We start from the raw sequence: 23,624 nt of genomic DNA on the forward strand, positions 1-23,624 counted from the left end.
GTCGTCCGGTCGGGCGGGTGGTCAGGCGCCCGGCTTGACCGAGCGGAGCAGCACGGTGGCGACGTCGACCACCTCGACCTGGTCCCCGGCCTCCTTGCCGTTGACGCCGTCGCTCAGCATCGTCGAGCAGAACGGGCAGCCGACCGCGATCGTCTTCGCGCCGGTCGACATCGCCTCCTCGACCCGGTCGACGTTGATCCGCTTGCCGATCCGCTCCTCCATCCACATCCGGGCACCGCCGGCGCCACAGCAGAAGGAGCGCTCCTGGTTGCGGGGCATCTCGGTGATCCCGTCGGCCGCCGCCGCGCCGAGCACCTCACGGGGCGGGGTGAAGACCCGGTTGTGCCGGCCCAGGTAGCACGGGTCGTGGTAGGTCAGCCCGCCGTCGACCGGCTGTACCGGGGTGAGTCGTCCCTCGGCGACCAGGTGGGCCAGCAACTGGGTGTGGTGCACGACCTCGAACTGGCCGCCGAGTTCGCCGTACTCGTTGCCGAGGGTGTTGAAGCAGTGCGGACAGGTGGCGACGATCTTGCGCTTCGCCGGCTCGCGGTCGCCGAAGGCCTCGTTGAGGGTCTCGACGTTCTGCTGCGCGAGCATCTGGAAGACGAACTCGTTGCCGATCCGCCTGGCCGGGTCACCGCTACAGGTCTCGCCCTCGCCGAGGATGGCGAAGTTCACCCCGGCCTGGTTCAGCAGGGTGGCCACCGCCCGGGTGGTCTTCTTGGCCCGGTCCTCGAACGCACCGGCACAGCCGACCCAGAAGAGGTACTCGAAGTCGTCGACCTCGCCGACCCGGGGTACCTCGAAGTCGAGGCCCTTGGTCCAGTCCTCCCGGGTGTTCGGCGGGGCGCCCCACGGGTTGCCCTTGTTCTCCAGGTTGCGCAGCATCACGCCGGCCTCGGAGGGGAAGCTCGACTCGATCAGCACCTGGTAGCGACGCATGTCCACGATGTGGTCGACGTGCTCGATGTCGACCGGGCACTGCTCGACGCAGGCGCCGCAGGTGGTACAGGACCAGAGCACGTCCGGGTCGATCACGCCGAGTTCCTCGGCGCCGCCGATCAGCGGCCGGTTCGCCTCGGCCAGCGCCAGCACGTCCAGGTGCGCCAACTGGGCCTCGGTCGCCTTCTCCTCGCCGGTCAGGTCCTTGCCGCCACCGGCGAGCAGGTACGGCGCCTTGGCGTACGCGTGGTCGCGCAGCGACAGCACCAGCAGCTTCGGTGAGAGCGGCTTGCCGGTGTTCCAGGCCGGGCACTGCGACTGGCACCGCCCGCACTCGGTGCAGGTGGTGAAGTCCAGCAGCCCCTTCCAGCTGAACTGCTCGACCTGGGCCACCCCGAACTGGTCTTTCTCGGGGTCGGCCTCCTCGAAGTCGAGCGGCTTGCCGTTGCTGGTCATCGGGCGCAGCGCGCCGAGTCCGGAGCCGGTCCGGCCGGGGTCGCGCTTGAAGAAGATGTTGGGGAAGGCGGCGAACCGGTGCCAGGCAACCCCCATGGTGACGTTCAGCGAGATGACGATGACCCAGGTCATCGAGATCGCGATCTTCACCAGTGCGGTGACGCTGGTGCCCGCGTCCCAGGCCGGCAGCACCGCGCCGACGGCGTGGCTGACCGGGGTGGCCCAGGCCGGGAACTCGAAGTGGTCGGTGGCGACCTTGAAGCCGCGGATCAGGAAGCCGCAGACCAGTACGGCCAGCACCACGGCCTCGACGAAGTAGCCCTGCCACATGGTCGAGCCGGTGAACCGGGAGCGGCGGGCCGGGTTGCTCGGCCGGTTGGCCAGCCGGATGCCGATCAGCACCAGGATCCCGACCACCCCGAGGATCCCGATCAGCTCGGTGACCAGTCCGTAGCCGACCCAGTGCCCGATCAGCGGCAGTCCCCCGGTCGGGGTGACCACCTCGAAGTACGCCTCCAGCACCAGCAGCGAGAGGACGAGGAAGGCGACCATCACGAACCAGTGCGCGGCGCCCACCACGCTCCAGCGCAGCATCCGGGTGTGGCCGAGCGTCTCGACCAGCATGTTCCGGGCCCGGAGACCCCGGTCGCTGAAGCGCGTCGGGTCGGGCTGGCCGAGCCGGATCACCGCGGTCATCCGCAGCACCGCGCGCGTCGCCAGCCACACCGCGACCGCGGTGATGCCGGCGGCGAGGATCGTGGTGACGATCTGGATGCTGCCCATGCCTGTTGGCCCTCCCCGTCCTGCTGTCTGACCTCGTCCGCCGCCGGCCGACCGGCGGCGCCGACGTACGAAGCCTACGCGGAGAGGTTACTCGTTGGTAACGTGACTATCCTCGCAGCGACGGTCAACAGGGCCGAGATGGGCAGCGAGGCGTTCGGCACCGGCAGCCCCGGACGGGACCGCCGGGGCGGGATGTCGGACCGGAGTCAGCGCCAGCGGGAGAGCAGGCCCAGCGAACCGACCATCGCGCCGAAGCCGATGGCGAGGTTCCAGTACCGCCAGGTGGCGACGGGGTACTCCATGTCGGACAGGTAGAAGACCACCAGCCAGCCGATGCCGAAGACGATCAACCCGACCGCCGTGGCCGGCAGCCACACCGGGCTAGGCTTACGGGTCGCCGCGGTGGACGTGGGACGAACGTCCGTCGGCGGGGTGTACACCTTCTTCTTACGTACCTGTGACTTGGGCACGGCGCTCTCCTGAGGGGGTGGTGATCCTCGTCCGGCCTGACAACCGGACGCAAGGGCGACGGTCCATGGCCAATAATGTTCGACAGCTAGCGTAGTCGCGAGAACCCGTTCAGGCCACGGACCCGGGCATCTGGGTACGGACGGTTGAACGCCCGGATCGCCTCGGTAATTCCCGCGATTAGGACATAATTAGCAGATCGGCATGATCGTGAGGGAGAAGGCTCGATGGAGTACACCTCCGGCGTCGCCTCCTGGCGGAAGGTGCTCCGCCGCGCCGCCGTGGGGCTGCTGCCCCGGCGGTCGGCCGAGCGCCGCCCCGGATGGTCGGTGGGCGTACCCCTGATCGCGCTCGCCGCCGGGCTGCTCTTCACCACCACGGCCACCACCGCCGGCGGCACCTCGCTGCGCGAGGACCGCCGTCCGGAACTCGCCCAACTCATCGAGGACCGCCGCGACCAGGTCGCCTCCGGGCAGGAGCGGGCCGCCGCGCTCCGCGACGAGGTGGAGAGCCAGGCCGAGGCGCTCGGCGGCTCCGACGGCCGGGTGGCGGCCCAGCGGGACCGGGCCACCGGCAGCCGGGAGGCGGCCGGGTTCACCGGGCTGACCGGTCCCGGCCTCACGGTCGAACTCGACGACGCGCCACAGCAGGGCGACGGCAAGCTGCCGGCCGACGTCAGCAACGACGATCTCGTGGTGCACCAGGGCGACGTACAGGCCGTGGTCAACGCGCTCTGGGCCGGCGGTGCCGAGGCCATGACAATCATGGGTGTCCGGGTCCTCTCCACCAGCGCGGTACGCTGCGTGGGGAACACCCTGCTCCTGCACGGCCGGGTGTACTCACCACCATTCGAGATCACCGCCATCGGCAATCCCGCCGCACTACAGCGAGCGCTCGCCGCGTCCGAGGGGGTCCGGTTGTTCAGGGACGCGGTCACCCACTACCACCTCGGATACCGCGAAACAGTGGAGCCCAGCGTGACGGTTCCCGCGTACGACGGTCCCGGCGGACTCCGGTCGGCCAAGGTTCCGGGGTGACTCCGGTGGCCGGCGACCCGAACTCCGCCCGCAACGGTCGGCACCGCGCCCCGGACGGCGACGACCCGACCATGTTCATCCCCCGACTGCCCGAGGCCGGCGAGCCACCGGCGGCGGACCGGGCACCCCGTCCGTCCCGCCCCGAGCCGGCGGAGCCAGTCGGCCGACGCCCCCGGATCACGGTCGACCACGTCGTACCGGCGCCGCCGGGCCGGAGACCACGCACGCCCGAGCCGCCCCCGCCGGCCGCCCACGACACCGTCGACCTGCCCGCACCGGAGAGCGTCGTTCCGCCGCCCGCCGCAGGCTCCGGCCGCCATCCGGCCGCCGGCCCGGTCGGGCACGGCCCGGACCTTGGAGCGCCGGAACCCCGCCCGGGGTTCGGACCGCCGGAACCGCGTCCGGGAGAGCACGGCCGGTCCGGTGACCGCCGCGGCCCGGCCGACGGCTACCGCCCGCAGCCGTACTCGCCGGCCGAGCCGGAGTTCCGGCAGCCGTACCCACCGGTCGAGCCCGAGTTCCGGGTCGCCCGTCCGCCGTCGGAGCGCCGGGAACCGGCGCCGGCCCTCCGACCGGGCGCCTGGGAGCCCTCCCGGGCCACCGCCGAGTCCGAAGGCTGGGAACCCGCTGAGCCCGGCCTCCGGCAGCCGTCTCCGGGCGACCTCGGCCGACGGGCCAACGGGGCGGGTCAGGTCGACAGCCCGACCGCGCTCATCCCGACCGTCCCCCCGGCGGACCCCGAGGCAACCGCGCCGATCCCGCCGATGTCGCAGCGGGCCGCCGACGCCGGCACGTCCGCGCCACCGCACCGCGCTGTCGCCGCCGACGCCACCACCGCACTGCCACAGGTCCGGCCCGCGGCAGTAGCCCGGCGGGAGGACATCGACTCGACCGCGCTGATCGGCGCGATCCCGCCCCACCCGGCCACCGACGACGCGGGCGGCTCAGCCGACCCGGACGGCGCAGCGGACGCCGAACAGCGCCCTCGGCGCGGTGAGCGGGTCGTCCAACTCCGTCCCGAGCAGACCGACGAGGGCTACAAGAGCGTCTACTCCGAGCTGACCCGGCCGTCGCTCGGCTCCCGGATCCGGACCGGCATCCGGGCCACCGGCGAGATACTGATCACCTTCGGCCTGGTCGTCCTGCTCTTCGCGGCGTACGAGGTCTGGGGCAAGTCGACCATCGTCAACGCACACCAGGACGACCTCGGCCAGCAGCTGGCACAGCAGTGGGACGAGCCCGACCCGACGGTCGGCCCGACCCCCACCGCCACTCCGAAGCCGACCAAGCCGGTGCAGGGCAAGCCGATCGCCGGGCTCTACATCCCGAAGCTGGACAAGCACTGGGTCGTGGTCGAGGGCGTCACCCAGAAGGACATCCGGTACGCCCCCGGCCACTACCCGACCAGCGCCCTGCCCGGACAGGTCGGCAACTTCTCGGTCGCCGGCCACCGGAACCGGGCCACCTTCTGGCGGCTCGACGAACTCGACGACGGCGACTCGATCGTCGTGGAGTCCAAGGAAGCCTGGTTCGTCTACCACGTGTCGCAGACCCGGATCGTCCGGCCGTCCCAGGTCGAGGTGGTCGCCCCGGTCCCGGGCAAGCCCGGTGCGAAGCCGAAGAAGGCGATGCTGACCCTGACCACCTGCAACCCGAAGTTCGACAACTACCAGCGGTTGATCGTGCACGCCGAGCTGATCCGTACCGAGCCGAAGACGGCGGGCTCGCCCCGCCCACCCGAGTTGGACGGCTGACCCCGCCATGTACGCGTGGATCTGGCGCAAGCTGCCGTTCGGGGTACCGGGCAAACTGATCGGCTCGCTGCTGATCGTGGCGAGCCTGCTCGCCCTGCTCTGGTACGTCGTCTTCCCGTGGGCCGAGCCGCTGCTGCCGTTCGACGACGTCCAGGTGACCCAGGACAACGGAGTTCCCGGCGGGCCGGCCGGTGAGCCCGGGGTCGAGGGCGAGGATCCGGGCGTCGGCGGCGAACCCTCCGGCGACGAGCACGAGTTGCCGTACGACACCACCCGGAACAACACTCCGCCCCCGAGCCCGACCAGGTAGGCCCGATGCGCGTCCTCGTGATCGACAACTACGACTCGTTCGTCTTCAACCTCGTGCAGTACCTCGGCCAGCTCGGTGCCGACTGCGAGGTACGCCGCAACGACGAGATCGACCTCGCCGAGGTTGGCCGGCTGGACGTGGCCGGGGTGTTGCTCTCGCCCGGCCCAGGCACTCCGGACCGGGCCGGCGTCTGCCTCGACGTGATCCGCGAGTACGCCGGCCGGCTGCCGATCCTCGGCGTCTGCCTCGGTCACCAGGCCATCGGCGCCGCCTTCGGCGGGACCGTCGAACGGGCGCCCGAACTGCTGCACGGCAAGACGTCCGAGGTCCGGCACCGGGGCGTGGGCGTACTGGCCGGGCTGCCGGACCCGTTCACCGCGACCCGCTACCACTCGCTCGCCGTACTCCCGGAGACCCTGCCGGCGGAGATCGAGGTCACCGGCTGGACCGAGTCGGGCGTGGTGATGGCGATGCGGCACCGCGAGCTGCCGGTCGAGGGGGTGCAGTTCCACCCCGAGTCGGTGTTGACCGAGGGTGGCCACCTGATGCTCGCCAACTGGCTCGCCGGCTGCGGCCTGCCGGCGGCACTGGACGAGGCTCCCGCGCTGGCCGCCGAGGTCGACGCCCGGCGCCGGGCCGCCTTCGTCACGTCCTGAGCCGGCGTGACGCCCTGAGATCGGCGTCACGGTCTCTCAGGTTGGCCGAGCCCGGCACGTGGTCGCCGACCACCCCGGGGCGACTCCGCCGGGATGGTCGAGCGCGTCGAGGTCAGCCTCGCCGCACCGCCGCGATCACCGTGATTCGGGCCGGGTGACCGGCGGGTTCACCGGTGGGAACAGTCCGCCGCCGCCACCGCCGTCGCCCGGCCCGGTGGGCGTGGGAGTAGTGGGGGTGGGGGGAACCGGTTCGTCCTCCTCCGCCACGCTGACAGTGATCGTCACGGTCGTGCCGGTCGGCTTCTTCTCCCCGGCGGACGGGTTCTGCTTGGTCACCTCGCCGGCCTCGGCCGGCGGCACCGGCTCACCGTCGACGACCCGCACGTTGAAGCCGGCCTTGTCCAGCTGCTCCCGTGCCTCGTCCTCCTGGAGCCCGAGGACCCTCGGCACCTCGACGACGTTGCCCCGGGAGACCGAGACGGTCACCGTGCTGCCCTTGGCGACCTTCCTCCCCTCGGCCGGGTCGACGTCGGTGACGGTGCCTCTGTTCTTGTCGCTGCTCACGTCCGTGCGCTTGACCACCAGGCCCTGCTCCTTGAGCCGGATCTCGGCGGACTCGAAGGTACCGCCGATCAGACCGGCCGGGACGGTCACGCTGCCGGGACCGGTGCAGACCCGGATCTCGACCTCGGTCCCCGCGTCGACCTTGGTGGTCGGTGCCTGACTCTGCGAGGTGACCTGCCCCACCTTGCAGTCGTCGCTGGTGTCCGGATCGCCGACCTTGGCGGTCAACTCCGCCTGCTCGAGGGCGTTCCGGGCCGCCGCCTCGGTGCTGCCGACCACGTTCGGCACCTCGACGCTGGCCGTGGTGCCGGGATCGTTGTTGTCGTTGTTGATCATCAGCGCGGCGACCAGGGCGATCACCGCCAGCACCCCGAGGCCGCTGAGCGTGGCGATCACCCAGGCGGACGCCTTGCGGCGCCGCGCGTCACCGACCCGGGCCGGCGGCATCGGCCGGCCTCCACCGGCCTGGATCTGCCGGGTGGTGGCGGTGTGTGACATCGCCATCGTCTCGTCCTCGCGCAGCACCGGGGTGGCCATCACCGGCCGGCCGGCCGCCGCACGGAGCAGGTCGGCACGCATCTCGGCCGCGCTCTGGTAGCGGTTGAGCGGGTTCTTCGACAGCGCCTTGAGCACGATCGCGTCGATCGGCGGGGTGACGTCCGGGTTGAGGTCGCTCGGCGACGGCGGATCTTCCCGTACGTGCTGGTAGGCGACGCTGACCGGGCTGTCGCCGACGAACGGGGGGTGGCCACAGAGCAGCTCGAAGAGGACGCAACCGGCGGCGTACACGTCCGACCGGGCGTCCACCGCCTCGCCCCGAGCCTGCTCCGGGGAGAGGTACTGTGCCGTACCGATCACCGCGCTGGTCTGCGTCATCGTGGTGGCACCGCTGGCCAGCGCCCGGGCGATGCCGAAGTCCATCACCTTGACCTGGCCGGTCTGGGTCATCATCACGTTGCCGGGCTTGATGTCCCGGTGGATGATGCCGTGCCGGTGGCTGAACTCCAGCGCGGCGCAGACGTCGGCGGTGATCTCCAGGGCCCGCCGGGGCATCAGCCGCCCCTCGGCGGCGAGCACCTCCTTGAGCGTCCGGCCGTTCACGAACTCCATCACGATGAACGGCAGGGTCTCGCCGGTGGGCGCGATCTCCTCGCCGGTGTCGTAGACGGCGACGATCGCGGGGTGGTTCAGCGAGGCGGCGTTCTGCGCCTCACGCCGGAAACGCATCTGGAAGGTGTCGTCACGGGCCAGATCGGTACGGAGCATCTTGATCGCGACATCGCGGCCGAGCCGGAGGTCGCGCCCGCGGTGCACCTCGGCCATGCCGCCGTAACCGAGCAGCTCGCCGACCTGGTACCTGCCACCCAGCAGGCGGGCCTGCGCCGTCATCTCGTCTGTCGTCCTTCGCTCATCTGGTCACCCCGCCGGGGTATCCGGTCCGTTCCACCTGACGGTACGGCGCACCGGGCGGTGCGTCGCGTCCGGCTTCCGGCCGGAATTCCGATATCGCCGTCTGGGGCGCTGACATGCCGCTGTTGTTGTTCTGGTTCTCTTTCCAGTTGAAGGCAACCACGCCCGAGCAGATCAGTACCAACAGGCCCAGTACGACGAAGAGCGCGATCAGCAAGGAGCGGTTCCCGGGCGACGGCGGTGGTACGGCCGGACGCCCCGGATACGAGTATGCGGCCTCCGGGCGAGGCCGGACCGGCTGCGGCACCGGGGCCGCGCCCCGGTTGTAGCCGGCGGGCCCGACCGGCGCCGTACCGGCCGGCGGGCGGGCCACCGGCGCGACGGCCGGCGAGTGCGGCGCGACGGGTGCCACCCGCGCGGCGCCGGGCGGCACCCGGGGCGCGGGTGGGACCGAGGTCGGCCGGGGCGGCATCACCGGCGCGGGTGCCGGCGGCGCGGGACGCTGCGGCGGCACCGGCAGCGACGCGACCGTTCGGCCGGGCTGGTTGGCCATCCCGATCGTGGCGGCGGCCTGCCGGGACACCGCGGCCAGCTCGGCGGCGCTCTGCCAGCGGGCCTTCGGGTCCTTCGCCATCGACCGCTCGACGATCGCCCGGATCGCCGGCGGGATGTCGCCGGGAAGCTGCCGGGGAGTCTCCCGGACGTGCTTCATGGCGATCTCGATCGCGCTGTTGCCCTCGAACGGCCGCCGGCCGGCGAGGCACTGGTACGCGACCACGCCGAGCGCGTACACGTCGGAACAGGCGGTGGCGACCTCGCCGGCCGCCTGCTCCGGCGAGATGTACGACGCGGTGCCGAGTACCGAACCGGCGGCGGTGAGCTGGCCGACCAGGGCCGAGCGGGCGATGCCGAAGTCGGTCAGCACCAGCGTGCCGTTCGGCCTGACCAGCAGGTTGCCCGGCTTCACGTCCCGGTGCACGATGCCCTTGTCATGCGCGGCCTGCAACGCGTCGGCTGCCTGCGCGACCAGTGCCATGGTGCGGGCCGGGGTGAGCCGGCCGACCCGGCTCAGCGTCCGGGAGAGCGCGTCGCCCTCGACGTACTCCATGACCAGGAAGGCGATCTGCTGGTCGCTGCCGTAGTCGTAGACGTCCACCACGCCGGGGTGGTTGATGGTGGCCATCGTCCGGGCCTCGCCCCGGAACCGCTCGGCGAAGCCCGGCTCGTCCAGCAGCGCCGGCAGCAGGATCTTGACCGCCACCGTACGGCCGAGCACCTCGTCGGTGCCCCGCCACACGTCGCCCATGCCGCCGCCGGCGATCCGCTCGTCGAGGCGGTACCGGTTACCGAGCAGCACTCCGGGCTTCAGCATGTCAGCGGCCTCCCCGGTCGGTGATGACCGCCCGCATGATCTGCTGGCTGATCCGCGCCGCCTCGGCGCTGCCGCCCGAGCCGGCGTTCTCCAGGAAGACGCAGACGGCCGAGATCGGCTTACCGGCGCTGTTGATCGCGAACCCGACGAACCAGCCGTGGTCCGCGTTGTTTCCGCCGTTCTCGGCGGTTCCGGTCTTGCCGCCGACCCGGTAGCCGTTGATCCGCGCGTTGGTGCCGGTGCCGTTCTGCACCACGCTGACCATCATCTCTTCGAGCTGGCTGGCCACCTCCGCGCTGACCGGCTGGCGCAGCTCCTTCGGGACCGCGGTGTAGTAGTCGGTGGTGCGGTCCGGGCCGAGCTGCTGCTGCACGAGGTAGGGCCGCATCTGCCGCCCGTCGTTGGCGACGGTGGCCGCGATCAGCGCGCCCTGCAACGGGGTCATCCGGACGTTGTTCTGCCCGATCGACGACTGCGCCACCTGCGGCGGGTCGTCGTTGCCGTCCGGGGTGGCCATATCGCCGGTACGGCTGGCCGCCGCCTTCTGGCCCGAACCGTTGAGCCGGCCGACGGTCAGCTCGTCGTCCTCGAAGCCGAACTGCCGGGCCTCGTCCTTGAGCTTGGCGGCGCCGAGCTTGACCCCGAGCTGGGCGAAGCCGGTGTTGCAGGACTCGGTCAACGCCTGGGTCAGCGTGACCTGGGCCTCCGGGCAGATGCCCGACGACGCGTTGCGGATCGGCTGGCCGGCCGTCGGCGCCAGGTAGCTGGGACCGGCCAGGATCCGGGTGCCGGGGTCGTACCCGTTCTCCAGCGCGGCGGCCGCGGTGATGACCTTGAAGGTGGAGCCCGGCGGGAAGGTCTCGGAGAGCGCCCGGTTCTTCAGCGGCCCGTCCTTGGCGGCGTCGAGCTGGTTGTACGCGGCCTCGGCCTTCTTGGTGTCGTGGTCGACCAGCGGGTTCGGGTCGAAGCTCGGCATCGAGACGAGCGCCTGGATCGCCCCGGTGGTCGGGTCGAGCGCCACCGCCGCGCCCTTGGTCACGTCACTGCGGTTGTTGACCAGCTCGCGGTAGGCGGTCTCCTGCGCCCGGGGCGAGAGGGTGAGCAGGATGTTCCCGCCCGCGGTCTGGTTGCCGGTGAAGAGGTCCCGCACCCGGTCCCCGAAGAGCTGGTCGCTGGTGCCGGCGAGGAACTCGTTCTCGCTCTTCTCGATGCCGGTGTCGGCCAGGTTGACCGGCTTGTAGCCGAGTGCGTGCGCGTACACCTCGCCCTTGGGGTAGGTGCGGAGGAAGTTCAGCTTGCCGCCGGTCTCCTTGCTGGTCGCCAGGGGCGTACCGCCGGCCTCGATGATCCCGCGCTTGCGCTCGTACTCGGCGACCTGGACCCGACCGTTGTAGTCGCTGTTGCGATATTCGTCGGCCTTGTACGCCTGTACGTAGTTGAGGTTGACGAAGAGCAGGCCGAACAGGGCCATCACGACGACGCCCACCCGGCGCAACGGTGCGTTCACGGCCTGATCACCTCCGTTGTGGCGCCGTGCAACTGTGCCGGCGGTCCGGCGGGTGCCCCGCTCGGCCGAGCCGGTGAAGCGGAGTCGACCGGCCGGCGCGCGGCGTCGGAGATCCGGAGCAGAGCCGCGACCAGCAGCCAGTTCGCCATCAGCGACGAGCCACCGGCGGAGAGGAACGGCGTGGTCTGGCCGGTGAGCGGGATCAGGCCGCTGACGCCACCGATGATCACGAAGAGCTGGAGGCAGACCGTGAAGGAGAGACCACCGGCGAGCAGCTTGCCGAACGAGTCACGGACGGCCAGCGCGGCCCGCAGCCCCCGCTCGATGATCAGCAGATAGACCACCAGCAGGGCGGAGAGCCCGAACAGGCCGATCTCCTCACCCAGGCCGGCGAAGACGAAGTCCGTGTGCACCTCGGGAATCTCCGTCGGCTGCCCGGCGCCGGGGCCGGTGCCGAAGAGCCCACCGGTACCGAGTCCGAGCAGTCCCTGGAGGGTCTGCCAACCGCTGCCGTACGGGTCGCCGTACGGGTCGAGCCAGATGTCCACCCGGGTGTAGAAGCTGGCGAACGGCCCCCCGACGGTGCTGCCGAGATACCAGGCGAGCACGGCACCGCCGAAGAAGAGCAGCAGACCGATGATCAGCCAGCTGACCCGTTCGGTGGCGATGTAGAGGGTGACCACGAACATGCCGAAGTAGAGCAGCGAGGTCCCGAGGTCCTTCTGGAAGACCAGCACCGCGAGGCTGATCAGCCAGACCACGATGACCGGACCGAGGTCCCGGCCGCGCGGGAAGTCGACGCCGAGGAAGCGCCGGCTGGCCAACGAGAGCACCTCGCGCTTGCGGACCAGGTAGTAGGCGAAGAAGACCAGCAGGGCCAGCTTGGCGAATTCGCCGGGCTGGATCGTGAACCCGCCGAAACTGATCCAGAGCTTGGCGTCCGACTGGGGGTTGACCTGCGAGTACTTCGCGGGCAACAGGGCAGGGGTGATCACCAGTACGATGCCGGCCAGCACCAGGGTGTAGGCGTACCGGCTGATCGCCCGGTGGTCCCGGATCAACACCAGCAGCCCGGCGGCGAGCGCCACCGAGAGCAGCGTCCAGGCGAGCTGCCGCCCGCCGGTGCCGGAGAACATGGTGAGGTCGGCCCGCTCGTCCGGGGTGGCCTTGCCCAGGTCCAGCCGGCGCAGGAAGGCGACGCCGAGACCGTTGACCAGGGCGACCGCCGGCACCAGCACCGGATCGGCGTACGGCGCCAGGAACCGGACCACCACGTGGATCGCCAGGAAGACGGCGGTGATCGACGCGATCGGTACCCAGAAGTCGAAGGTCACCGTGTCGAGCAGGTTCGCCTCGGCCGTCGCCGCGTACGCCGCCACGACGACCATGGCGAGCAGCAGCAGCGCCAACTCGGCGTTCCGCCTGGACCTGGCGGCGACTCGGACACGTGGCAACTCGCCCGTGGGTGCGGGCGTCGATGCCGATCCAGGCGGGGCGGTCACGTGATTTCCCTCGGATCGTCGGAGCTGACGCTCACTCGATCGACCGGCATCCCGCAGGGTCGGTGACCGGCGGGATCGGGTCGGACGGTGGCGCGTCGGGCGTGTCCGCCGGAGTGGCGGTCGCCCGCACGGTCTGGCCGGGGGTAGGAGTGGGTGTGGTCGGGGGCGCCGGAGTGGCGCTCAGCCTGGGGGTGGGGCCTGGCGTGGCGCTCGGCTGGCAGAGCGGCTTCAGGTTGGGATTGCCCGGGTCCTCGTTCGTCAGCTCCGCGAGCCGGCGTTCCGCGTCCGGCTCGTCGTCGGCCTGGATGCCCTGCTTCACCTGCTCCTGGGCGGCGTCCGTCAGGTCGTCCAGCTTCGTCGGGCTGGTCGCGTGCACGTTCGACAGTTCGAGCCCGGCGATCCGGCCCGGAATGCCCTGGAAGACCGCGAGCTGACCGTCGTCGGTGGCGCCGACATAATACTGCCGCTGGGTGTAGTCCCAGCCGAACCAGAGTCCCGCGCCGACCACCCCGAGCAGCGCCACCACGAGTACGGCGGTGCGCAGCGGGTGCCGGCGGGGCCGCTCGGACTCGTCGTCGGCGGACGGTTCGGGCTCGGGCGGCTCCGGACTGGCCGGACGCGGCGGGGAGAGCGCCGAGGCCCGGGCGGCCGGCGTCGAGTCGTCGGCCGAGGTCGCCATGCCCCGGTCCCGGGAGGCCGCGCCGCCGACGATCGGGGCCGCCTCCAGGATGTCCTGGTCGCTGGCGTCCGCGATGATCACGGTGATGTTGTCCGGGCCGCCGCCCCGGAGGGCGAGCTGCACCAGCCGCTCGACGCACGCCTGGGGATCCTTGACGTTGCGCAGCGTCTCCCCGATGGTCTCCGCGCTCACCACGCCGGAGAGCCCGTCGCTACAGATCAGATAGCGGTCACCGGTGCGCACCTGGCGTACGGAGTATTCGGGGTCGATGTCGCGACCGTCCAGCGCCCGGGTGAGCAGTGACCGCTGCGGGTGGCTGCTCGCCTCCTCCAGGCTGATCCGGCCCTCGTCGACCAGCATCTGGACGTACGTGTCGTCCTTGGTGATCTGGGCGAACTCGCCTTCGCGGAGCAGGTAGGCGCGGGAGTCACCGATGTGCACCATGCCGATCTTGCTGCCCGAGAAGAGCAGAGCGGTGAGCGTGGTGCCCATCCCCTCGAGATGCGGATTGGCGTCCACCGTGTCGCGCAACTGTTGGTTGGCGGTGTCCACGGCCGATCGCAGCGCGTCGACGAGGGCGTCACCCGGGACGTCCTCGTCGAGCGGGGCCATGGCACCGATGACGATGTTGCTGGCGACATCACCGGCGGCCATCCCGCCCATGCCGTCGGCCACGGCGAGAAGCCGCGGCCCGGCATAGACGGAATCCTGGTTGCCGTCTCGGATCAGCCCGCGGTCGCTGTGCGCCGCGTAACGCAGGGTCAGAGTCATGGCCGTAATTCGAGAGAAGTGCGGCCGATCCGGATCGGCACGCCGAGGGGGACGGGGGTAGGTCCGGTGACCTTAGCGCGATCGAGGTAGGTCCCGTTAGTCGAGCCGAGATCTTCGACGAACCACTGCCCGTTGCGCGGCACGAGCCGGGCGTGCCGGGCCGAGGCGTAGTCGTCGGTGATCACCAGCGTCGAGTCCTCCGCCCGGCCGATGGTGATCTGTGCTTCGCCGAGCGTGATCCGCGTACCGGCGAGTTGGCCCCCGGTGACGACCAACTGGTGCGCCGCCCGGCCCCGTTTGACCTTCGCCGGTTTGTTCTGTCCCAGCGCGGCCCCCACCCCGCGCGGCGCGGCGACGAGGCGACTGGACCTCGCGCCCGCGAAGAGATCCCGACGGATCACCCCGACCACCGTGAAGACGAAGATCCACAGCAGGACGATGAAGCCGATCCGGGCAACGGTGATGACGAATGGGGGCAAGGTGATTAGCCGTCCACGCGGAAGGTCAGGGTGGTGGTGCCGAGCTGGATCATGTCGCCCGGGTTGAGCGCCACGGCGGAGACCCGCTGCCCGTTGACCATGGTGCCGTTGGTCGACCCGAGGTCGGTCAGCACCACCTGGGCGCCGTCGAAGTCGAGCCGGGCGTGCCGGCGGGAGATGCCGACGTCCGGCAGCCGCAGGTTCGCCTGGTCGCCCCGGCCGATCACGGTCGAGCCCATCTGCAACGGGTAGGTGCGGCCGTCGCCGGAGACCAGCCGGATGTTGCGACCGCCGGCACCGTGCCCCGGCGGCGGGCCGTAGCCGCCGCCCTGGTCGTACGGCGGGTAGCCGCCGGGCTGCTGGTCGTATGGCGAGGAGTGCACCGGCGCCACGTCGCCGCCGGTGTAGACCTCGGCGGTGACCCGGAACATCCCCGTGTCGAGGCCGTCCCCGCGCTCGATCTCGACGATGACGTCGCCGTAGACCGTCCACGCCTGCTCGCCGATGAACTCCGCCTGCGACTGGGCCAGCTCCTGGGCCAGCGCGGCGGCGTACGGCGCCAGCCGACTGTGGTCGTACGGTGAGAGATCGATCACGTAGCGGTTGGGTACCAGAGTGCGCCCACCGGCGAGGATCGCCTTGTGCGCCTCTGCCTCCCGCTGCATCGCGTTGAGGATCTCGACGGGGTGCACGACCCCTTTGAACACCTTTGCGAAGGCCCCCTCGACCAGGCCCTCCAGACGCTTCTCAAAGCGTTGCAGCACGCTCACCGGCTCCTCCTCGGGTTCCGAGGACATGATGGTATCCGGCCGCCGCACGTGCGGCTCGCACGCCGCTCGGCCGCCTGCACCCGGCCTCTCCTCAGCGGCCGGGGATAGTCGTGCTACTCTTCCATCCGCTGCGAGCGGTAAGGCCCGCAGCGGCAGTAGGGACAGCGTAGTATGTCCCGGCACATGCCGAAGAGTGGGCTCCGGACACGATTGTTATTGTCCTGTGGCGCGCTCGGGGGATGAGCCGGGTTGTCCCGGGCCTCTCGTCGAGAGGACACGGGGCGACGCGGGTCACGCCTCGCAAGGGGAAGTGGCGGAATGGCAGACGCGCACGGTTCAGGTCCGTGTGCCCGAAAGGGCGTGGGGGTTCAACTCCCCCCTTCCCCACCGCTTCGAGGGGCTCCGTGGTGACACGGGGCCCCTCGTTCATATCGGGGCACAGTCGCCATCGCGCTATGCTCCGGTGGTTTTCCGACCCGAGGGCAACCAGGAGTGCGAGTGACAGTCGCGTTGGTGACCGGATCCGGCGGCCTGATCGGCTCCGAGGCGGTCCGGCACTTCGCCGGACTCGGCCTGGACGTGGTCGGAATCGACAACGACATGCGGCGGCGCTTCTTCGGCGCCGAGGCCAGCACCGCCTGGAACGTGCTGCGGCTCACCAGTGACCTCGGTGACGCGTACACGCACCACGACGTCGACATCCGCGACCGGGACGCGCTGGCGGGGATCTTCCGGCGGTACGGCCGCGACATCGGCGTGGTGATCCACACCGCCGCGCAGCCCTCGCACGACTGGGCCCTGCGCGACCCGTTCACCGACTTCGACGTCAACGCGGGCGGCACGCTCAACGTCCTACAGAACGTCCGCGAGCACTGCATCGACGCGCCGGTCATCCACTGCTCCACCAACAAGGTCTACGGCGACCGGCCGAACAGCCTCCCGCTGATCGAGCAGGAGACCCGCTGGGAGCTCGCGGCCGACCACCCGTACTTCGACGGCATCAAGGAGGACATGTCGATCGACGGCTCGCTGCACTCGGTCTTCGGTGCCTCCAAGGTCGCCGCCGACGTGATGGTGCAGGAGTACGGCCGCTACTTCGGCATGAAGACCGCCTGCTTCCGGGGCGGCACGCTGACCGGCCCGGCGCACTCCGCCACCGAGCTGCACGGTTACCTGGGCTATGTGATGCGCTGCAACATGGAGCGCCGGACATACAAGATCTTCGGGTACAAGGGCAAGATGGTCCGGGACGCGATCCACAGCCACGACGTGGTCGCGGCCTTCGAGGCGTTCTTCCGGGAGCCCCGCTCGGCGGCGGTCTACAACCTCGGCGGCGGGCGGCACTCGAACTGCTCGCACCTGGAGGCGTTCGCGCTGGCCGAGCAGATCACCGGGCAGGAGATGGTCACCGAATACCACGAGGCGAACCGGGTCGGCGACCACCAGTGGTGGATCGGCTCGAACGCCGCCTTCCAGCGCGACTATCCGCACTGGAAGCAGATCTACGACGTGCCGATGATCCTCCAGGAGATCTACGCCGCCAACGTCGACAAGTGGGTGCCGCAGCCGTGAGGGCGGCGACCAGCGGGGCAGGGGGAGGACTGTGATCTCGCGGGGTAAGCGGAACGTGCTCGGCGTACTGGTCGACGCGGTCGACTACGAGGCCGCGACCGAGCAGGTGGTGGCCGCCGGGCGGGAACGCCGGCCGATGGCGCTGACCGCGCTGGCCGTACACGGGGTGATGACCGGGGTGCTCGACCCGGCGCACAACGCCCGGCTCAACGCCTTCGACGTGGTCACCCCGGACGGGCAGCCCGTGCGGTGGGCGCTCAACCTGCTGCACCGCGCCGCCCTGGCCGAACGGGTCTACGGCCCCGATCTGACGCTGAGCGTGCTGGCCCGGTTCGCCGACGAGGGGATGCCGGTCTATCTCTACGGTTCCACCGACGACACCCTCGCCCGGCTGATCCCCGAGCTGGAGCGGATGTTCCCGGCCCTGAAGATCGCCGGGGTGGAGTCGTCGAAGTTCCGGCCGGCCCGACCGGGCGAGGACGCCGAGATCGCCGACCGGATCCGTGCCTCCGGGGCCCGGCTCGTGCTGGTCGGGCTCGGCTGTCCCCGGCAGGAGGTCTTCGCGTACGCGATGCGGCCGCTGCTCGACATGCCGCTGATGGCGGTCGGCGCGGCCTTCGACTACCACGCCGGCCTGCTCCGCAAGCCTCCACCGTGGATGCAGCGGGTGGGTCTGGAGTGGCTGTGGCGGTTCGGGCTGGAACCGAAGCGCCTCTTCCACCGCTACATGGTGCTCAACCCGGCGTACGTGGCCCGGCTGACCGCGCAGCGGCTCGGCATCTGGAAGGCCACCCCGCCGGCTCCGGCGAACGACCGCCCCGCCACCTTCGCGGTCTGACCGGCCCGTACGCGGCGGGGTAGGGCTGCCCCTACCCGGGAAAGGCCGGTCGCCGGGAGTGTTTCGGGGCGCACGGTCCGATTGACTCGCTGCCATGGACGCGGTGCGGCTGGCGGAGGTCAGCAGACGGTACGGCTCGGGCGACGGCGCGGTGACCGCGCTGGACCGGGTTACCCTCGGGTTCGCCAGCGGCACCTTCACGGCGGTGATGGGTCCGTCGGGTTCCGGCAAGAGCACGCTGTTGCAGTGCGCGGCCGGGCTGGACCGGCCGACCGCCGGCAGCGTCACGGTCGGCGACGTCGACCTCGGCGGGCTCTCCGAGACCCGACTGACCCTGTTGCGCCGGGACACCATCGGCTTCGTCTTCCAGTCCTTCAACCTGCTGCCCGCACTCACCGCCGAGCAGAACGTCGCACTGCCGCTGCGGCTGGCCGGGCGCCGGCCGCATCGGGGCGACGTCCGGGCCGCACTCGCCGCGGTGGGTCTGGCCGGGCGCTCCGGGCACCGGCCGGCACAGCTCTCGGGTGGGCAGCAGCAGCGGGTGGCGATCGCCCGCGCGCTGATCACCCGTCCCCGGGTGCTCTTCGCCGACGAGCCGACCGGCGCGCTGGACTCGACGGCCGGGCGCGAGGTGCTGCGGCTGCTGCGCGGGCAGGTGGACCGGGCCGGGCAGACGATCGTGATGGTCACCCACGATCCGGTGGCCGCCGGCTACGCCGACCGGGTGGTCTTCCTCGCCGACGGCCGGGTGGTCGACGAGCTGCGGCAACCGACCGCACCGGCGGTGGCCGCGCGGATGACCGCCCTGGAACCGGCCGCGCCGCCGCCCACCGACCCGGAGCCGGCCCACCCCGGAGCGGTCGGGGCGGGGCGGGTCGCGCCGTGCTGACGCTTGCCGGCCAGACGTTCCGGAGCCGCTGGACCGCGTTCGTGGGTACCTTCGTCGCGCTCTGCCTCGGCGTCTGCCTGCTCGCCACCACCGGGCTCGCCCTGGCGTCCAGCGTCGGCGGGACGGACGGGGCCACCCGGTGGTACCGGAACGCCGACGTGGTGGTGGCCGGGCCGAAGTCGGTCAGCGTCAGCACGGGTACCGGCGACGAGCGGTACACCTCGACCACGGGTACCCCGTACTCGCGGCCGGTGCCGGCCGAGTTGGCGGCCCGGCTGGGTACGGTGCCGGGGGTCACCGCGGCGGTACCCGACCGTCAGGTTCCGGTCGACCTGGCCGGTACGGCGGGGATCGTCCGCCCCTGGTCGGCCTCGGCACTGGGCGGGTACGGCCCGCTGGTGGGCGCGCCACCCACTGTGGATGGTGAGGTGGTCTCCACCTCGCCGGGCGGGCACCGGCCGGGTGACCGGATCCCGGTGCAGACGCCGGACGGGCCACGGACGTTCACCGTCAGCGGGGTGCTGACCCCGGCCGCCGGCACAGCGGACGGGCCGGGGAACGAGGAACGGTCGGGCGACGACGAGCGGACGGGAGACGACGAGCGGACGGGAGACGGGGACGCGCCGGTCGTCGTCTTCGCCACCGACCGGGCCGCCGCCGCGCTGGCCGGCGACCGGATCACCGCCGTGGCGCTCCGGGCCGGCGACGGGGTCTCCGCCGGCACGCTCGCCGGGCGGGTCCGGGCCGCCGCGCCCGGGTTCCGGGTCCTCACCGGTGACGACCGGCGGGCCGCCGAGCCGGATCCGGACGACGACGAGCTTGCCATCGCGGCGTCGTTGCTGGGTACCACCGCCGGGGTGGCCACCTTCGTGTCGGTCTTCGTGGTCGCCGGCACCTTCTCGTTCGCGGTCGCGCAGCGGCGGCGCGAGTTCGCTCTGCTCCGTACCACCGGTGCCACGCCCCGGCAGATCCGCCGGCTGGTGCTCGGCGAGGCGGTGTTCGTCGGGGTGCTGGCCGGGCTCGCCGGCAGCCTGCTCAGCCTGGTCACCGCGCCGCCGTACGCGCACTGGCTGGCCCGGTCCGGGTTCGCGCCGGAGGACTTCACCGCAGGGTTCGTCCTCTGGCCGCTGCTCGCGGCCTCCGGGGCCGGTCTGCTGGTCGCCCTGCTCGGCGCCGGGGTCGCGGCCCGCCGGGCGGCCCGGGTACGTCCGGTCGAGGCGCTGCGCGAGGCGTCGGTCGACACCCGGGTGATGGGCTGGGGACGGTGGCTGTTCGGGCTGCTCTTCCTCGGCGGCGCGGTGCTGCTGCTCACCGTGCTGCCGGAGATCGGGGTCTCGGACGGCCTGGCGATGGTGATGCTGGTCGCCCAGCTGGCGCTGGCCGCCGCCGGGCTGCTCGCGCCGGTGCTGATCCGGGTACTGGTGCCGGTGCTCGGCGCTCCGCTGCGCGGGCAGACCGGTGCGATCGCCCGGTCGAGCGCGTTGAGCGCGCTGCGCCGCACCTCCGCCACCGCCGCACCGATCCTGGTCACCGTCGGCATCGCGGCCACCACGCTGCCGCTGACCGCGACGCTCTGGCAGGCTGAGCAGAGTTCCGCGCGGGAGCGGGTCACCGCCGGTGCGGTGGCGACCGCGAGCGGTCCGGTGGGGTTGGCCGAGCCGACGGTCGCGGCGCTCGGCCGGGTCGCCGGGGTACGCGCCGCCGTGCCGAGCCGGCAGACCGAGGTGTACGTGCGCAGCGACGACTATCCCGAGGAGTACTCCGCCCGGTACGTCGGTGCGGGGCTGGACCGGGTGCTGCGGCTGCCGGTGGTGGCGGGTTCGGTCGACGGGTTGGCCGGTACCGACACGGTGGCGGTGAGCCGCTCGATGGGCTGGCGGGTCGGTGAGCGGGTCCAGGTGTGGCTCGCCGACACGACCGAGGTACGGCTGCGGGTGGTGGCCGTACTCGCCGACTCGCTCGACCTGGATCGGACCCTGCTGCTGCCCTGGGAGCTGGGCCGGGCGCACCAGCCCGGCGGCGCCGACGTCGTCTACCTGGACGGCGGTGATCCGGCGGCGCTCGACGCGGTGGCCGTTGCCGGCGGTGGCCGGGTGCTGCCGACCGCCGAGCACCTGGTGGTGGGGGATGCCGCGCAGTACGAGCAGAACCGGGTGGCGCTGCTGGCGGTGCTCGGGATGGCGCTGCTCTACACCGGTATCGCGATCGCGAACACGCTGGTGATGGCTACCAACGACCGGCGACGGGAGCTGGCGGTGCTGCGGTTGACCGGGGCGACTCCCGGGCAGGTGCTGCGGATGGTCGGGCTGGAGGCGGTGCTGGTCGGGTTGGCCGGCACGGCGCTGGCCGGGCTGGTGGGCGCCGCGATGTTGGCGGGGCTGCGGGCCCGGTTGGCCGAGTTGGTGGCGCAGCCGCAGATCAGCGTGCCGTGGGCGCCGATCACGCTGATCGCGGCGGGGTGCCTGCTCGCCGCCGTCCTGGCCAGCCTGGTGCCGACGATGCTGGCGCTGCGTACCCCGGCCGCCCAGCTCGCGGGTGTGCGGGAGTAGGTGTGGTGCCCCCTGTTGCTTGGGATAGCGCTTTCCTATGCTGAGCCGATGATGAGGATCGACCAGAGCCTTACCCCGTCCGCGCTGCTACCCAGGATCGAACGACTCTGGGAGGCCTCCGCCCAGAAAATCGACTCGATCGAGAAGACCTGCCCGCCCGGCGCCGCCTCGCCGGTCTTCACCGTCGACGGGCAGTACACCGCGCGGGGCTGGACCGAGTGGACCCAGGGCTTCCAGTACGGCTCCGCGCTGCTCCAGTTCGACGCCACCGGCGAGCGGCGGTTCCTCGACTCCGGGCGGGAGCAGACCGTGGCGGTGATGGCCAGCCACGTCAGCCACATCGGCGTACACGACCACGGGTTCAACAACGTCAGCACGTACGGGAACCTGTGGCGGCTGATGAACGAGGGGCGGATCCCGGCCGACCGCGCCGAGCGGGACTTCTACGAGCTGGCACTCAAGCTGACCGGCGCGGTGCAGGCCGCCCGCTGGCGTACCACGGCGGACGGCACCGGCTACGTCTACTCGTTCAACGGGCCGCAGTCGCTCTTCGTCGACACCATCCGGTCCTGCCGGGCGCTCGCCGTGTCACACCTGCTCGGGCACGTGCTGATGGGCGAGCGGGACGAGCGGATCTCGCTGCTGCGCCGGCTGGTCGAGCACGCCGGGAACACCGCCCGGTGGAACGTCTACTACGGCGAGGGCCGGGACAGCTACGACATCCTCGGCCGGACCGCACACGAGTCGATCTTCAACGTGAACGACGGCAGCTACCGCTGCCCCAGCACCCAGCAGGGGTACTCCCCGTTCAGCACCTGGACCCGAGGGCTGGCCTGGGCGATGCTCGGCTTCCCGGAGCAGCTCGAATTCCTCGCGATCGTGCCGGACGACGAGCTGGCCCCGTACGGCGGCCGGGCCGAGATCGAGGCGACGATGCTGCGGGCCGCCACCGCCACCTGCGACTTCTACCTGGCACACACCCCCACCGACGGCGTGCCGTACTGGGACACCGGCGCGCCCGGCCTGGTCCACCTCGGCGACTACCTGGACCGGCCGGCCGACCCGTACAACGCGCACGAGCCGGTGGACTCCTCGGCGGCGGCGATCGGGGCGCAGGGGCTGCTCCGGCTCGGCCGTCACCTCGACCAGGCGGGCCGGACCGAGGAGGGCCGGAAGTACTGGCAGGCCGGGCTGACCGTCGCCGACACGCTCTTCGGCGAGCCGTACCTGAGCACCGACGCCCGGCACCAGGGCCTGCTGCTGCACTCGGTCTACCACCGCCCGAACGGCTGGGACCACGTACCGGCCGGGCAGCGGGTGCCGAACGGCGAGTCGAGCATGTGGGGCGACTACCACGCCCGGGAGCTGGCCCTCTATCTCCAGCGGGTCGCCCGGGACGAGCCGTACTACACCTTCTTCGGCCCGGTACGCGGCGAGGTGGCGGCATGAGCGAGCGGAGCGAGCGAATCAGGCAGCTCCGTGCGAGCGAGCCTCACGACACCCCGGAGCGCGGCGGAGGGGTGTCATGAGCGAACGTCCGGTGGCGGTGGTGACCGGCGGGTCGCGTGGCATCGGCCGCGGCGTGGTGCTGGCGCTGGCCGGCGCCGGCCACGACGTGGTGGTCAACTACGCCAGCAACGCCGACGCGGCGGCGGAGGTCGGCAAGGAGGTCGAGGCCCGGGGCGGCCGGGCCCACCTGGTCCGGGCCGACGTCTCCCGGGCCGAGGACCGGCGGCACCTCGTCGACGAGGCGACGGCGGCGTTCGGCCGAATCGACCTGCTGGTCAGCAACGCCGGAGTGGCACCGAGCGTCCGGGCGGACCTGCTGGAGGCCGGGGAGGAGTCCTTCGACCGGCTGGTCGACATCAACCTCAAGGGGCCGTACTTCCTGATCCAGCTCGTCGCCAACACGATGATCGCGCAGCAGGCCGCCGGCCGGGTGGAACGGCCGAAGATCGTGGTGATCTCGTCGATCAGCGCGTACACGGCCAGCGTCAACCGGGGCGACTACTGCGTCACCAAGGCCGGCCTGGCGATGACCGCCCAGCTCTACGCCGCCCGGCTGGCCGAGCACGGGATCAACGTCTACGAGATCCGGCCCGGTGTGATCGAGACCGACATGACCGGCCCCGTCAAGGCCCGGTACGACGATCTGATCTTCAACCAGGGCCTGACCCCGATCCGCCGCTGGGGCCAGCCCGACGACGTCGGCCGGGCCGTGGTGGCGGTCGCCACCGACCTGCTGCCGTTCAGCACCGGCCAGGTGATCGACGTCGACGGAGGCTTCCACCTGCGCACCCTCTGAGGGTGCAAGGA

At 71.6% G+C, this 23,624-nt stretch carries 19 protein-coding genes and 1 tRNA gene; 11 read left to right on the top strand and 9 right to left on the bottom strand.

Annotation, left to right across the window (positions count from 1 at the left end; translation table 11 throughout):
- Positions 1 to 21: 21 nt before the first annotated feature.
- On the bottom strand, positions 22 to 2,181 hold the full coding sequence (locus tag V1634_RS30230) for a (Fe-S)-binding protein (protein WP_331211129.1): 2,160 nt from the start codon (positions 2,179 to 2,181) through the stop codon (positions 22 to 24).
- A gap of 206 nt (positions 2,182 to 2,387) precedes the next feature.
- Positions 2,388 to 2,651: a cell division protein CrgA gene (locus tag V1634_RS30235; protein WP_101368904.1), complete on the bottom strand. Its 264-nt coding sequence runs from the start codon at positions 2,649 to 2,651 to the stop codon at positions 2,388 to 2,390.
- Positions 2,652 to 2,876: 225 nt separating this feature from the next.
- Between V1634_RS30235 and V1634_RS30240 the strand changes: the two genes are divergently transcribed.
- Genes V1634_RS30240 through V1634_RS30255 form a run of 4 tightly spaced genes read left to right on the top strand, consistent with a single transcriptional unit; the run spans position 2,877 to position 6,406 of the window.
- A complete protein-coding gene (locus tag V1634_RS30240; protein WP_331211130.1) occupies positions 2,877 to 3,686 on the top strand; it encodes a DUF881 domain-containing protein in 810 nt (269 codons plus the stop codon).
- Positions 3,683 to 5,440 carry a class E sortase gene (locus V1634_RS30245; protein WP_331211131.1) on the top strand — a complete coding sequence of 586 codons (1,758 nt, stop codon included), beginning with the start codon at positions 3,683 to 3,685 and terminating at the stop codon, positions 5,438 to 5,440. The genes V1634_RS30240 and V1634_RS30245 overlap by 4 nt, the downstream gene beginning before the upstream one ends.
- Before the next feature lie 7 nt (positions 5,441 to 5,447).
- Positions 5,448 to 5,750, top strand: coding sequence for a hypothetical protein (locus tag V1634_RS30250; protein WP_331211132.1), 303 nt, complete (start codon positions 5,448 to 5,450; stop codon positions 5,748 to 5,750).
- A gap of 5 nt (positions 5,751 to 5,755) precedes the next feature.
- Entirely contained in the window at positions 5,756 to 6,406 is a 651-nt protein-coding gene (locus V1634_RS30255; RefSeq protein ID WP_331211133.1) for an aminodeoxychorismate/anthranilate synthase component II, read from the top strand.
- 135 nt (positions 6,407 to 6,541) lie between these two features.
- On the opposite strand, the gene pknB is transcribed toward V1634_RS30255, so the two are convergent.
- The 7 genes from pknB to V1634_RS30290 form a co-directional block, all read right to left on the bottom strand.
- Entirely contained in the window at positions 6,542 to 8,359 is a 1,818-nt protein-coding gene (gene pknB / locus V1634_RS30260) for a Stk1 family PASTA domain-containing Ser/Thr kinase (RefSeq protein ID WP_331211134.1), read from the bottom strand.
- Between the two features lie 19 nt (positions 8,360 to 8,378).
- The gene (locus V1634_RS30265; RefSeq protein ID WP_331211135.1) at positions 8,379 to 9,752 is read right to left on the bottom strand and encodes a serine/threonine-protein kinase; all 1,374 of its coding nucleotides are present in this window, start codon (positions 9,750 to 9,752) and stop codon (positions 8,379 to 8,381) included.
- Between the two features lies 1 nt (position 9,753).
- Entirely contained in the window at positions 9,754 to 11,259 is a 1,506-nt protein-coding gene (locus tag V1634_RS30270) for a peptidoglycan D,D-transpeptidase FtsI family protein (RefSeq protein WP_331211136.1), read from the bottom strand.
- Positions 11,256 to 12,647 (bottom strand): FtsW/RodA/SpoVE family cell cycle protein, encoded by a 1,392-nt coding sequence (locus V1634_RS30275; protein WP_331211158.1) that lies wholly within the window; start codon positions 12,645 to 12,647, stop codon positions 11,256 to 11,258. Before V1634_RS30275 ends, V1634_RS30270 begins: the two co-directional genes overlap by 4 nt.
- Before the next feature lie 145 nt (positions 12,648 to 12,792).
- Complete coding sequence (locus V1634_RS30280) at positions 12,793 to 14,211, bottom strand: PP2C family protein-serine/threonine phosphatase (protein ID WP_331211137.1); 1,419 nt, start codon at positions 14,209 to 14,211, stop codon at positions 12,793 to 12,795.
- Positions 14,208 to 14,690 carry an FHA domain-containing protein FhaB/FipA gene (locus tag V1634_RS30285; protein ID WP_278065213.1) on the bottom strand — a complete coding sequence of 161 codons (483 nt, stop codon included), beginning with the start codon at positions 14,688 to 14,690 and terminating at the stop codon, positions 14,208 to 14,210. The genes V1634_RS30280 and V1634_RS30285 overlap by 4 nt, the downstream gene beginning before the upstream one ends.
- A gap of 5 nt (positions 14,691 to 14,695) precedes the next feature.
- Positions 14,696 to 15,487, bottom strand: a complete 792-nt coding sequence (locus tag V1634_RS30290) for an FhaA domain-containing protein (protein WP_101371703.1) — start codon at positions 15,485 to 15,487, stop codon at positions 14,696 to 14,698.
- Between the two features lie 277 nt (positions 15,488 to 15,764).
- Here V1634_RS30290 and V1634_RS30295 point away from each other — a divergent pair.
- The 7 genes from V1634_RS30295 to V1634_RS30325 all read left to right on the top strand — a co-directional run bounded on the left by V1634_RS30295 (position 15,765) and on the right by V1634_RS30325 (position 23,613).
- Positions 15,765 to 15,847, top strand: a tRNA-Leu gene (locus V1634_RS30295).
- A gap of 111 nt (positions 15,848 to 15,958) precedes the next feature.
- Entirely contained in the window at positions 15,959 to 17,032 is a 1,074-nt protein-coding gene (locus V1634_RS30300; RefSeq protein ID WP_331211138.1) for an NAD-dependent epimerase/dehydratase family protein, read from the top strand.
- 31 nt (positions 17,033 to 17,063) lie between these two features.
- Positions 17,064 to 17,870 (top strand): WecB/TagA/CpsF family glycosyltransferase, encoded by an 807-nt coding sequence (locus tag V1634_RS30305; protein ID WP_331211139.1) that lies wholly within the window; start codon positions 17,064 to 17,066, stop codon positions 17,868 to 17,870.
- A 94-nt stretch (positions 17,871 to 17,964) separates the two neighbouring features.
- A complete protein-coding gene (locus V1634_RS30310) occupies positions 17,965 to 18,759 on the top strand; it encodes an ABC transporter ATP-binding protein (protein WP_331211140.1) in 795 nt (264 codons plus the stop codon).
- On the top strand, positions 18,753 to 21,308 hold the full coding sequence (locus tag V1634_RS30315) for an FtsX-like permease family protein (protein ID WP_331211141.1): 2,556 nt from the start codon (positions 18,753 to 18,755) through the stop codon (positions 21,306 to 21,308). Before V1634_RS30310 ends, V1634_RS30315 begins: the two co-directional genes overlap by 7 nt.
- 48 nt (positions 21,309 to 21,356) lie before the next feature.
- Complete coding sequence (locus V1634_RS30320; protein WP_331211142.1) at positions 21,357 to 22,757, top strand: hypothetical protein; 1,401 nt, start codon at positions 21,357 to 21,359, stop codon at positions 22,755 to 22,757.
- A 76-nt stretch (positions 22,758 to 22,833) separates the two neighbouring features.
- Complete coding sequence (locus tag V1634_RS30325; protein ID WP_331211143.1) at positions 22,834 to 23,613, top strand: 3-ketoacyl-ACP reductase; 780 nt, start codon at positions 22,834 to 22,836, stop codon at positions 23,611 to 23,613.
- Positions 23,614 to 23,624 lie beyond the last annotated feature (11 nt).

Origin of the sequence: Plantactinospora veratri, from assembly GCF_036421995.1 — a bacterium.
GTDB lineage: Bacteria > Actinomycetota > Actinomycetes > Mycobacteriales > Micromonosporaceae > Plantactinospora > Plantactinospora veratri.

What these genes read in the sequence shown, in the direction of transcription:
- V1634_RS30230 (WP_331211129.1), bottom strand. Translation starts at nt 2,181, where the DNA reads ATGGGCAGCATCCAGATCGTCACCACGATCCTCGCCGCCGGCATCACC.
- V1634_RS30240 (WP_331211130.1), top strand. Translation starts at nt 2,877, where the DNA reads ATGGAGTACACCTCCGGCGTCGCCTCCTGGCGGAAGGTGCTCCGCCGC.
- V1634_RS30250 (WP_331211132.1), top strand. Translation starts at nt 5,448, where the DNA reads ATGTACGCGTGGATCTGGCGCAAGCTGCCGTTCGGGGTACCGGGCAAA.
- V1634_RS30255 (WP_331211133.1), top strand. Translation starts at nt 5,756, where the DNA reads ATGCGCGTCCTCGTGATCGACAACTACGACTCGTTCGTCTTCAACCTC.
- pknB (WP_331211134.1), bottom strand. Translation starts at nt 8,359, where the DNA reads ATGACGGCGCAGGCCCGCCTGCTGGGTGGCAGGTACCAGGTCGGCGAG.
- V1634_RS30265 (WP_331211135.1), bottom strand. Translation starts at nt 9,752, where the DNA reads ATGCTGAAGCCCGGAGTGCTGCTCGGTAACCGGTACCGCCTCGACGAG.
- V1634_RS30275 (WP_331211158.1), bottom strand. Translation starts at nt 12,647, where the DNA reads ATGGTCGTCGTGGCGGCGTACGCGGCGACGGCCGAGGCGAACCTGCTC.
- V1634_RS30280 (WP_331211137.1), bottom strand. Translation starts at nt 14,211, where the DNA reads ATGACTCTGACCCTGCGTTACGCGGCGCACAGCGACCGCGGGCTGATC.
- V1634_RS30290 (WP_101371703.1), bottom strand. Translation starts at nt 15,487, where the DNA reads ATGTCCTCGGAACCCGAGGAGGAGCCGGTGAGCGTGCTGCAACGCTTT.
- V1634_RS30310 (WP_331211140.1), top strand. Translation starts at nt 17,965, where the DNA reads ATGGACGCGGTGCGGCTGGCGGAGGTCAGCAGACGGTACGGCTCGGGC.
- V1634_RS30320 (WP_331211142.1), top strand. Translation starts at nt 21,357, where the DNA reads ATGATGAGGATCGACCAGAGCCTTACCCCGTCCGCGCTGCTACCCAGG.
- V1634_RS30325 (WP_331211143.1), top strand. Translation starts at nt 22,834, where the DNA reads ATGAGCGAACGTCCGGTGGCGGTGGTGACCGGCGGGTCGCGTGGCATC.